13 protein-coding genes and 1 pseudogene are annotated in these 10,625 nt (G+C 61.9%); 8 read left to right on the top strand and 6 right to left on the bottom strand.

From position 1 onward, the window contains the following. From tnpC to ACFFWD_RS17525, 4 genes and pseudogenes are all read right to left on the bottom strand, one after another. The coding region (gene tnpC / locus ACFFWD_RS17540; RefSeq protein WP_376967270.1) for an IS66 family transposase at window positions 1–1,496 on the bottom strand (1,496 nt) is incomplete at its 3' end. A gap of 49 nt (window positions 1,497–1,545) precedes the next feature. Next, window positions 1,546–1,898: pseudogene (tnpB, locus tag ACFFWD_RS17535) on the bottom strand (IS66 family insertion sequence element accessory protein TnpB). Then, window positions 1,895–2,257, bottom strand: coding sequence for a hypothetical protein (locus ACFFWD_RS17530; RefSeq protein WP_376967268.1), 363 nt, complete (start codon window positions 2,255–2,257; stop codon window positions 1,895–1,897). The pseudogene tnpB and the gene ACFFWD_RS17530 overlap by 4 nt, the downstream one beginning before the upstream one ends. A gap of 459 nt (window positions 2,258–2,716) precedes the next feature. Further along, a complete protein-coding gene (locus ACFFWD_RS17525) occupies window positions 2,717–2,998 on the bottom strand; it encodes a helix-turn-helix domain-containing protein (protein WP_376967266.1) in 282 nt (93 codons plus the stop codon). 107 nt (window positions 2,999–3,105) lie between these two features. Between ACFFWD_RS17525 and ACFFWD_RS17520 the strand changes: the two genes are divergently transcribed. From ACFFWD_RS17520 to ACFFWD_RS17505, 4 genes are all read left to right on the top strand, one after another. Then, on the top strand, window positions 3,106–3,333 hold the full coding sequence (locus tag ACFFWD_RS17520; protein WP_376967264.1) for a DUF2285 domain-containing protein: 228 nt from the start codon (window positions 3,106–3,108) through the stop codon (window positions 3,331–3,333). Between the two features lie 474 nt (window positions 3,334–3,807). Beyond that, complete coding sequence (locus tag ACFFWD_RS17515; protein ID WP_376967262.1) at window positions 3,808–4,059, top strand: DNA -binding domain-containing protein; 252 nt, start codon at window positions 3,808–3,810, stop codon at window positions 4,057–4,059. Window positions 4,060–4,223: 164 nt separating this feature from the next. Next, window positions 4,224–4,418 carry a transcriptional regulator domain-containing protein gene (locus ACFFWD_RS17510; protein WP_376967260.1) on the top strand — a complete coding sequence of 65 codons (195 nt, stop codon included), beginning with the start codon at window positions 4,224–4,226 and terminating at the stop codon, window positions 4,416–4,418. A gap of 58 nt (window positions 4,419–4,476) precedes the next feature. After that, window positions 4,477–5,010 (top strand): DUF2285 domain-containing protein, encoded by a 534-nt coding sequence (locus ACFFWD_RS17505; RefSeq protein ID WP_376967258.1) that lies wholly within the window; start codon window positions 4,477–4,479, stop codon window positions 5,008–5,010. Window positions 5,011–5,252: 242 nt separating this feature from the next. Here ACFFWD_RS17505 and ACFFWD_RS17500 read toward each other — a convergent pair whose 3' ends face one another. Then, a complete protein-coding gene (locus ACFFWD_RS17500) occupies window positions 5,253–5,720 on the bottom strand; it encodes a tyrosine-type recombinase/integrase (protein ID WP_376967256.1) in 468 nt (155 codons plus the stop codon). A gap of 129 nt (window positions 5,721–5,849) precedes the next feature. Here ACFFWD_RS17500 and istA point away from each other — a divergent pair, with 129 nt between their 5' ends. Beyond that, entirely contained in the window at window positions 5,850–7,370 is a 1,521-nt protein-coding gene (gene istA, locus ACFFWD_RS17495) for an IS21 family transposase (RefSeq protein ID WP_376967276.1), read from the top strand. A gap of 14 nt (window positions 7,371–7,384) precedes the next feature. After that, window positions 7,385–8,146 carry an IS21-like element helper ATPase IstB gene (gene istB / locus ACFFWD_RS17490; RefSeq protein ID WP_376967254.1) on the top strand — a complete coding sequence of 254 codons (762 nt, stop codon included), beginning with the start codon at window positions 7,385–7,387 and terminating at the stop codon, window positions 8,144–8,146. Window positions 8,147–9,261: 1,115 nt separating this feature from the next. Here istB and ACFFWD_RS17485 read toward each other — a convergent pair. Beyond that, complete coding sequence (locus ACFFWD_RS17485; protein WP_376967252.1) at window positions 9,262–9,486, bottom strand: helix-turn-helix domain-containing protein; 225 nt, start codon at window positions 9,484–9,486, stop codon at window positions 9,262–9,264. Window positions 9,487–9,864: 378 nt separating this feature from the next. On the opposite strand from ACFFWD_RS17485, the gene ACFFWD_RS17480 reads away from it, so the two are divergent. Both ACFFWD_RS17480 and ACFFWD_RS17475 read left to right on the top strand, forming a co-directional pair. Next, window positions 9,865–10,137, top strand: coding sequence for a DNA -binding domain-containing protein (locus ACFFWD_RS17480; RefSeq protein ID WP_376967250.1), 273 nt, complete (start codon window positions 9,865–9,867; stop codon window positions 10,135–10,137). Between the two features lie 152 nt (window positions 10,138–10,289). Further along, window positions 10,290–10,505 (top strand): transcriptional regulator domain-containing protein, encoded by a 216-nt coding sequence (locus ACFFWD_RS17475; RefSeq protein WP_376967248.1) that lies wholly within the window; start codon window positions 10,290–10,292, stop codon window positions 10,503–10,505. Window positions 10,506–10,625: the final 120 nt, after the last annotated feature.

Here is a 10,625-nt window from a genome sequence, read left to right as displayed (position 1 = left end):
CGCAAACGACGGCCTCTTCCAAAACCATTCGGCATAGTGCGGCAGTCGGCATAAACGGCACTATGCCGCATGCGGCATAGTGCCGTGTTCACGAGCGAAGCCAGGATCGCCCAGCTCTCGGCGCCGCCTTCGCTGCCGCTGAACAGCAAGTTCCGCCTCCCCATCGCAATCGGGCGCATTGAACGCTCGACCGTATTGCTGTCGACCTCGGCGCGGCCGTCGCGCAGAAACAGCGTCAACCCGTCCCAGTGATTGAGCGCATAGTTGATGGCCTCCGCCAGCTTCGACTGGGAGAAGAGCTGGCCGACCATGGCCGTCAGCCGCGTCCTGAGCGCCTCTATCAACGGAGCGGTCCTGGCGCGGCGGGCGGCAAGCCGCTGCTCGGCACTGCTGCCGCGGATCTCCGCCTCGATGACATAGATCGCCTGCAGGCGTTCGATCACCTCGCGCGCGAACGGCGACTGGGTCGTCTTGTACACCTCGACGAATTTGCGTCGGGCATGGGCGAGACAAAAAGCGAGCTGGATCGCGCCGCCATGGCCGCGGGCGAGCGCCTTGTAGGCGGCATACCCATCCAACTGCAGAATGCCGGAAAAGCCCGTCAATTGTCCGGCGATCTCCTCCGTGCCGCGGCCGTCGGCGAACACATAGGCAACCGCCGGCGGCGCCGGGCCGCCCCATGGTCGGTCATCCATGGCATGCGCCCAGAACTGGCAGATGCGGGTGCGATGTCGTCCGGGATCGAGCACCGGCATCGGCGTCTCGTCGCAGAACACGCGCGACGCGGCCTGAATCATCCGCAGCTGGAGCTCATAAAGGGTCTTGTGCCACCAGGCGGCACGCTTCACCCAGCCGGCGAGCGTCGCACGGTCAAGGTAGATGCCCAGACCGGCCAGCATCTGCACCTGGCGGTACAGCGGCAGATACCAGGCGAACTTCGAGACCACCACGTGGGTCACGAGCACCGTCGACGCCATGCCGCTCTCGATCAGGCGCGGCAGCACCTTTGCCTGGACCACGCCATCCGTGCAGCTGCGGCAGGCGTACTTGGGACGGACCGTACGCAGCACCCGCAGGATCGCCGGGATCACGTCCAGCACCTCGCTGACGTCCTCGCCGATCTTGTGAAGCTGGCCCTGGCAGCACGGGCACGCGGTCGCCTCCGGCTCCAGCACCTGCTCGCAGCGCGGCAGGTGCTTGGGCAGCGCACCGATGTTGCGGCGCGCCTTCTTGCGCGGCTTATGGGGCGGCTTCGGCGCGGGCGTATCGTCGTTGGTCGGCGCAGCCAGCGTGGTGGCGTCGGTCTCGAGATCGCCCAGCTCGAGCGCCAGCTGGGCCGCGACAGTCACCGCAAGCCGCTCCGAGCGCTTCCCGAAGATCATCTCCTTGAGCGTCTGCATCGCTACACGCGGCTTCTCGTTCTCGGCGTCAAGCGCGAGCACCATCTCGGTCAGAGACGCCGGATCGGTCGGGAGAGCGTCGGGACGAATCGCCATGATCAGGACGATACATGTGCACGCTCCAGGTTCCAGCGAAATCCTCCTCTCACCCCACAACGGCCGGGGGCATCACAGGCTTGGGTGAGACACGCGTCCACCCAAGTCCGTCAGCAGCATCGCGAGCTGCGTGGCACTTAGATGCACCACGCCGTCGCGGATCGGCGGCCAGGTGAAGCGCCCCTGGTGCAGCCACTTCGTCACCAGCACCATGCCGCTGCCGTCCCACGCCAAAAGCTTCACTCTGTCCATGCGCTTGCTGCGGAACACGAAGACGTCGCCGCAATACGGGTTCGCACTTAGCGCTTCGCTCACCAGCGCCGACAGCGTGTGCACCGACTTGCGGAAGTCGATCGGCTGTGCCGCCAGCACCACCTTGAGGTCGGACCGTAGTGCAATCACCGGATGTCCCGAAGCGCCGACAGCACCGTCGGAAGCGTCGCCAGTTCCACTCCCGGCTCGACCCGGATGCGCGCTCCACTCATCTCGATTACCCCGGAGAGCTTGGTGGCCGGTGCAGCGATCTCCAACGGAGTCGTCTGTGCCGACGAAATACGCTCGGACTCGTCAGCTGTCCCACCGCTCTCGGCACCAATTTGGATCGGCACGAAGCTCGGCGCCTTGCCGGTTACCGCCGCCGCAACCTGGCCTCGCCACGCCGTAAGCAGCCCGCGAGCAACGCCATTGCGCCGCGCCACGTCGGAGAGGTTCGCACTCTCCTTCTCTCCGCCACGATCCGGGCCTTCTCGTCGCCCGTCCATCGCCGCCGCCGCCCGGTGAACACCTCGATGCGACGATACGAGTCGCGTTCCTGCCTGGCATCAAGCATGGCATTTGCCATCGTTGCACCTCCACCGTCAGCTCATGCCAGGCTGTATCGCAGGCGAGCCGCGCGATGGCGAGGTGGGGGCCTCATGCCGGTTACGCTTGACAGGCATACTGATCAGGGCAATGGCCACCACGTGGGCAATAGCGAACTGTAGAGCCGCTCGGGCAAATCCATCGCGTCACGACAGCGGGGTGCGCCGACCACGATCCAAATCGCTGATCATGTTTGAGTAAAGCCGAGGACCCCGGAGAGTTCGTTCGTTGAACGTTTCTGCTTCTGCAGCTCGGCAGGCCTTGAGTTCTGCAATGTTCGCCACATTCAACTCAAGCAGACCGGTCGCCCAGTGCCGTTTACGGGGCCGCCTGCCAAAGTGGCTCTCATGTGAGGTGTGCTATTTCTTCTTGCGACGCGGATGCGCCGGCTTGCGACCTTTGGGCAGGGGCTTGGGAGCCGTCGCACCTTTGGGTGGCTGAACAAAGAGTTCAGACACATGAACACCTAGCGTTCGGGCGATACGATCGAGAAGATCAATTGTCGGGTTCTCCAGTTGCCGCTCAATACGGCCCATATAGGAGCGGTCAATCCCGGCATCGTAAGCCAGTTGTTCCGCCGGAATACCGCGATCTACGCGGATCCGGCGCACATTCCAGGCCACAAGCGCACGAGCTTTCATGCGCTAAAGCAGCCATTCGGCAGACTATCAAACCACTGGCTATAATCCGCCTATTTCGGTAAGGTCGTCCATAATGCAGTTGGCCAGAACCTGCGCGAGAAGCTTCAATGAAAAAGCCGGTGTTAGATCCAGATGTCGCCGATGTCGCGCCAAATGAGCCGGTGCTGACGATCTATGACGAGCAGTATCGGGTGGCGTGTTGGCCACTTCTTGATGCAGAAACCGACGGCGTCGATTGGAAAGAAGTTCCCGGGATCTGCTGCATAACGATCAGATCGCGAGCCCGTGCGCGCTCGCGAAGCATTCGATCGCCATTTCGCGCGCAGAATGGATGAGCGACCACGGTTCCCGCGAATTGCTTCGCGGCCGCGCGACCAGATAGCAAAATCGGTCACCTGGAGTTCGCAAGTGAGAACAGAATGCTTCCCTGGATGGATCGCGCAGCCAAAAGATCGACCACCGCACAGGCACGTGGATGCCCGCCGAACCGCACGCCTCTATGCCGCCTGGCAAGCAGGGAGCGAAGCCGGCGCATGCGGGCCGCCAAGTCTGCTGATCGCGCTCCGTGCGATATGGACCATGATCAAACGGCCGCTGGCGAACGTCGGGGTAAACGAAATTGGAGTGAGCGACGCGAGCCGTCTCGCTCGGAAACGCTCGCAGCCAGCCGCCAACTGACGTTCGTCAGGGAAACATTCCTGCAGGCTGCGACCTTCGATCGCTACGAAGACGCCCTGAATACGGCTATCATGGCCTTTTCAGTTAGATAGGAGTTTCAGGCCGTGCCGACCGCTCCCAAGATCGCAGATTTGGCGCCCGACGCGCCCCAGCTCACGCCCTATGACGAGCAACACGTCGTCACCTATATGCGTCTCCTCGATGCCGAAGCCGATCACGCGGATTGGCGCGAAGTCGCGCGCATTGTGCTTTGCATTGATCCCGCCCTCGAGCCGGATCGCGCTCGCCGTGCTTTCGACAGCCATCTGGCTCGCGCCAAATGGGTGGCGCGTCACGGCTATCGTGATCTCCTGCGCCGCGGTTGGCCGAAGAGTGAACAATGAATGCGTCCGAGTGAACGTGACTTCTTGTTGAGATCTAATCGCAAAAGTAGATCGTTCCATCGATTAAGTGCATCGACATCGAATAAGCGCATCAGCACAACCAGAAATCGTCACATTTGTCGGGCTGCAATTCCTCTTGCGTGAATGCATGGGGAAAATAGCTGATGGCAGGTGCCGACTGGAGATCAGAGCAAGCATACCCTGACGCCAAGACAACAGAAACTGTGGACCTAGCTTGGGAGTGCCTTCGCCGCCACCGCGAGTACCAACGAGACTATAAGCTCCTGGTCCGCAGCGACCGATCCAGCGCGACGGCGGATCACTTCCGCCGGAAGTGGGGGCTTTCGTTTCGCCGCTGACCCGCGAAAGACGTTCGACCAACAAGCTATTTTCTGGGCGCCTGAGGCGCTGTCGACCGTGCTAACTGTCCGCGCGACGATCTGCTCGGCGGCGTCCAAACGGTACCACCTGGATATTGCCAAACTACCGGGCAGCGAGCTTCGTCATACGCCAGATGGATGGCATGCCATCGTGCCGCTCGGAGGGGCAAAGCATCGCCTTTGGCTACCAGAACTTCCAGCGAGCGGCTCATTGGTTGCCGTCGAGCTGCCGCTCGACCGGAATTTCGACATGCGTTTGCGGGCAGCACGTCGATTTTGGCTGGCGCTCGAACAGCGTCCCCTCGGACCACCGCCTCTTGCTCTATCGATCCTGACCCGGCGGCGGCTCATTCTCGCTCTGCGAGCAGCGGATGGGTGGCTGGAAGGAAACAGCTATCGCCAGATCGCGCAAGGCCTGTTTGGCACGCTTCGCATTCCCGATCGAGGCTGGAAAACACACGATCTGCGCAGTCGGACCATTCGCCTGGTCAAGATGGGGCTACGGCTCATGCGTGGCGGCTATCGCGCATTGCTCCGTCATAAAGGAAAAGACAAGCACGATGTTTCCTGAGCTCTGGCCGACCGGCGAGCTACCGCCTTTCGCCGAGTATGCACACACTCGCTCACTGTCATCCACGGGGCACGATGTGGACGTTGGTGATAATTGGAGCTTCGTCCGTCCCGATCACCGGGAAGCTGTCCTAATTGTCACATACCGTCTGACCCCGCTGCTTGGGGATTCCAATTCGGCGGCGAATGAGCGGCCCCAGTCCCTCCCGGCAGGCATGGCTCGGGCACGGTTACACCCTGCGCTTAGGCCGCCAGAGTCCCGATGACATTGGCTTGCTCCAGGGTTCGGCGGAGCGCTTCGTCAGACACGTGCGTGTAAATCTCGGTTGTAGCGATACTGGAATGCCCCAGAAGGCGTTGGACGATGCGAATATCGACGCCGCTCTCAATCAGTAGTGCCGCTGCGGTGTGACGAAGCATGTGAGGTGTAATGCGGCGCTTGATGTTCGCGATCCGGGCGAAGCTTGCAAGCTTGAAGCGGAACGCGTGAGGTGTTAGCCGAGAACCTCGTTGGTTAAGGAACAGCGCCCCGTGACCCGATAAGCGAGTGCGCTCGCCAACGATCGAGGCGCTGGCAAAGTTGAGTGCCGCGATTGCATGCCCACTGGCGGCTCTTGCTATCGTTTGGTGGGGTCGACGTGCGTAATCCGATGCAAGCCGGCCACTGATTCCGACGCAATCCGGCCACCGATTCCGATGGAAGTCGGCCACCCATTCCGATCGAAGTCGGCCACCCTGTTGAGACCGGCCTGACGCTCTCGAAGATGGCGATCGAATCGCGGACCAGCCCCCCTTTGCGGCCAAGCAAGGGGAGGTTTGATGCCCGCCGAGAGAGCGCCGATGCGGAAGGTTCGAGAAGTTTTGAGACTGCGGCACGCCCTTGGCGTGAGCGAGCGGCAGATCGCCGTCACCGTCGGCATCAGCCGATCGACGGTTGGCGAGTATCTGCGGCGGGCTGCCGTGATCGGCATCACCTGGCCGGTGCCAAAAGGGATGGACGACGGCGAGCTCGAGCGCCGGCTGTTCACGCCGCCGACATTCGAGGAGAAGCCGGCGCGGCCGTTGCCCGACTGGACCCAGGTGCACCGGGAGCTGAAGCGGCGCAGCGTGACGCTGCTCCTGCTGTGGGAGGAATATCGCGCGGAGCACGCCGACGGCTATGGCTACAGCCGATTCTGCGATCTCTACCGGGAATGGAGCGAGACGATCTCGCCGACCATGCGGCAGGCGCATGGGCCTGGAGAGAAGCTGTTCGTCGACTTCGCGGGCGACAGGGTGCCGGTGTTCGACGCCGCGACCGGCGCGCAACGGCTGGCCCATGTCTTTGTCGCCGTGCTGGGAGCATCCAACTACACCTTTGCCGAGGCGCGCTGGTCGGAAGGGCTGGCTGACTGGATTGCGGTGCACGTCAATGCTTTGCGGGCGATCGGCGGCGTGCCGAAGGCGATCGTCTGCGACAATCTGAAATCCGGCGTCATCGCCACCTGTCGCTATGAGCCGGGCATCAACCGCACCTACCAGGAGCTGGCCGAGCATTACGGCACCGCGATCCTACCCACGCGTCCGCGCAAGCCGCGCGACAAGGCGAAGGTGGAAGTGGCGGTGCAAATCGTCCAGCGGTTTGTGCTGGCACGGCTGCGGAACCAGCGCTTCTTCTCGCTTGACGAACTCAATGCGGCAATCCGCGAGGCGATCGCCGACCTCAACGCCAAGATCATGCGCAAGCTCGGCGTGAGCCGCAACGAGCTGTTCGCACAGATCGACAAGCCGGCGCTTAAAACCCTGCCGCCAACGCACTATCAGTACGCCGAGTGGAAGAAGTGCCGGGTCGCACCCGACTATCACGTCGAGATCGCCGGTCACTACTACTCGGTGCCCTCACGGCTGATCCGCGAAGAGCTCGAGGCGCGCATCACCGACCGGACGATCGAGATCCTGCACAAGGGCGTCCGAGTCGCCAGCCACGCCCGCTCTGCCGTGCCCCATCGCCACACCACGATCCCGGAGCACATGCCGAGCGCGCACCGGCGCTATGCCGAATGGACGCCAGCGCGGATCAAACGAGAAGCCGCCAAGATCGGCCCCGCCACGATTGCTCTTGTCGAGGCGATCATGAAGGCCAAGCCTCACCCCGAGCAGGGCTTCCGGGCTTGTCTCGGCATTCTGCGGCTCGCGCGCAGCTACGGCTCGGCCCGCATCGAGGCCGCCTGCCAGCGCGGCAACGACATCGGCGCGACCACCTACGGCTCGATCAAGTCGATCCTGCAGCACGGGCTCGATCGCGCCTACGCAAACGAGAGCCCGCCGGACGGCCCACCGATCCGACACGGCAACATCCGCGGCACCGATTACTACCACTGAAGAAAGGAGAGACGATGTTGACACATCCCACCCACGATCGCCTCGTTGCGCTCGGGCTCAACGGCATGGCAAAGGCCCTCGATGAACAGCAGCGACAGCCTGACATCGCCGCGCTGGCCTTCGAGGAGCGCCTCGCATTGCTCGTCGACCGTGAGGCGACCGAGCGCGAGAACAAGCGGCTGGTCGCTCGGTTGCGGTTCGCAAGCCTCCGGCAGAACGCCGTCGTCGAGGATATCGACATGAAGGCGCCGCGCGGGCTCGACAAGCCACTGTTCCAAAAGCTCGTCGCCGGCGAGTGGATCGACCGGCATCAGAACCTGCTCATCATCGGCCCGACCGGCGTCGGCAAGAGCTGGATTGCATGCGCCTTGGGACACAAGGCCTGCCGCGACAACCGCTCCGTGCTCTATCAGCGGCTGCCGCGGCTGTTCGAGGCGCTCGCCCTCGCGCGGGGCGATGGCCGCCATGCTCGCCTCCTCAGGACCCTGGCGCGCGTCGAGCTCCTGATCCTTGACGACTGGGGACTTGCCTCCATGACAGCCGAGCAGCAACGCGACCTGCTGGAGATGATGGAGGATCGCCATGGCCGCGGCTCAACCGTGGTGACAAGCCAGCTCCCGGTCGAGCATTGGCACGAGCTCATCGGCAACCCAACTATTGCCGACGCCATCCTCGATCGCCTCGTGCACAACGCCCACAGGCTCACCCTCAAGGGCGAGAGCCTGCGCAAAGCCGCCGCCAAGCGTCAGACGCTTGACGACGAGGCCGCCAACTGACCTGATGACGACGTCGTCGCGAGAGCCCGCCTCGGCAGGCGGCCGGGATCATCGGAATCCCCGGCCGGCTTCCATCGGTACAGGCGGCCGGCTTCGCTCGGAATCCACGGCCGACTTCGTCGGAATGCGCAGTCGACGACCCCTTCTTGAATTTCTCGCAATATGACCGGGGGCTCCGTAAAGCTTTTTGGGATGGAAGCTGTTGCCAAGCGGAAGGCTATCGGAGCGGCGGCGACCGCTGAGACGGTAAAAGCCGAGGTTTCCGCCGGCACCCCTCAGCAAGTTTCGGTTTTACTTCGGAAGGGCGCCGGGAAGTCTTGGCGTCTTGCAGATTTGCTGGCCCATGTAGCGCTAAATGAGGCTGTCGGAAAAATCATGCTTTGGGTTGATGATAAGCTCTCCGTTGTTCCTCGCGGTCGCAGAATGGAATTGCGCAAGCGAGGGATGCTCGCAGCTATCGCATCTATGGGAAGAGGGCGGAGATCGGGGGCCGCCTGGTCGAAGCGCTCCGAGGAGGGCGTGACCGTCTCTCGCACAAGCTCGACAGCCCTTCCTTCCGCCGATCTTGTTCGAGGATGAGGGCGACGAAGGTTACATCCTGCTCCGGTTGCGGCCGCGCAAAAGCGGCGAATGAGCAAAGAGCCTCTTCGGTCCGCCGGGCAGCGCTCCCATTTGTGAGCATCAAGGCCTCCAGAACATATCGTCGAGACCGAGCCGCTCGAGGCATAAGCGAACATGCGCGGCAGATTGCATGCCGCATGGTCTCCCACATAGCACGCAGTTTCTCAGACGTCTGACCCTAGCCTGCTAGCCGCCATTATCTTTGCTCTTTTCGCAACTGCTTCAAACCAACTCAATGCCCTATGAAGCGATGGTCCAGCCGCTATAGGTGTAGGGCCGCCCCAAGCGCGTCTTGCCGATGTCGCCACGGAGGTCGTCACGACCATTCCAACAGCCACGTCGACGTGCTCCTGCATTGGGCCCATTTCGAATCTATGCTAGCCGTGGGAAAGCCTATACGCGACCGCCGGAAATTACTTAGGCCAGCTTTCAAAAGCTACGCAAGAGATCAGAAACAGTGGATTGGGGGCAGGCATGTATTGGGCTGTGCCTACCTAGCGGCCTCTCTTTGCAGGCCGTTTCAGGAACTCATCAGGCTCAACGTGGAGCTTGTCGGCAAGGCGACCTATGATTTTGATGCTGACGTAGTACGCGCCCTTTTCAAGCTGGCTCAAATAGCCCCGGCTTATCTTGGCCTCAAAGGCAAGCTCGTCTTGGGACCATCCCCTCGCATTGCGCAGACGGCGCAAATTAGTGGCGAATGTCTCCCGCAAACCCATGCGGGAAAGGATGCCGCTTGCTCAATATACTGCACCTCGATATACTTAACAAAGTGCCGTCTCGTGCACGTTGTGAACGTAAGCCGCACGCGGCGATGCCGCTTGGCAAGCAAGAAACGAAGCTGACGCATGCGGGACGCCAAGTCTGCTGATCGCGCTCCAAGCGATATGGACTGTGATCAAACGTCCTCTGACGGAAGTCGGGGTAAACGAAATTGAAGTGAGCGATGCCAGCCGGTTCGCTCGGAAACGCTCGCCGCCAGCCTCCAATTGCCCTTCGTAGGAAACTGCTCCCGCAAGGCGCGCCGCTCGGATCGCTACGAAAACGCTCTGAATACGGCTATGATGGCCTTTTCAGTTTGATAGGAGTTTCAGGCCGTGCCGACCGCTCCCAAGATCGCAGATTTGGCGCCCGACGCACCCCAGCTCACGCCCTATGACGAGCAACACGTCGTCACCTATATGCGTCTCCTTGATGCCGAAGCCGATAATGCGGATTGGCGCGAAGTCGCGCGCATCGTGCTTTGTATTGATCCCGCCCTCGAGCCGGATCGCGCCCGCTGTGCTTTCGAGAGTCATCTGGCGCGCGCCAAATGGGTGGCGCGTCACGGCTATCGTGATCTCCTGCGCCGGGGGTGGCCTAATGAGTGAGTCATGAATGCGTTTGGATCGGACGACACGTCGTGTTGAGGTCCAATCGCAAAAATAGACTGTTCCATCGAGTAAGTGCATCAACATCGCATAAGCGCATCAGCACAACCAGAAATAGTCACATTTATCGTGCTGCAATTCCTCTTGTGTGAATGCATGGGGAAAGGACGACGATGGCAGGTGCTGACTGGAGATCCGAGCAAGCATATCCAGACGCCAAGACAACAGAAGCTGTGGACCTCGCCTGGGAGTGGCTTCGCCGCAATCCGGAATACCAACGAGACTATAGGCTCCTGGTGCGCAGCGGACACTCCAGCGCGATGGCGGATCACTTCCGCCGGAAGTGGGGGCTGTCGTTTCGCCGCTGACCCGCAAAAGACGTTCGACCAACAGGCCATTTTCTGGGCGCCTGAGGCGTTGTCGACTGTGCTACCTGTCCGCGCAGCTGTCTCTCCAGCGGCGTGCAAACGGTACGATCTGGACATTGT

Source organism: Bradyrhizobium erythrophlei, from assembly GCF_042430365.1.
Taxonomy (GTDB): Bacteria; Pseudomonadota; Alphaproteobacteria; order Rhizobiales; family Xanthobacteraceae; genus Bradyrhizobium; species Bradyrhizobium erythrophlei.
This window is presented reverse-complemented; position numbering and strand designations above follow the sequence as displayed.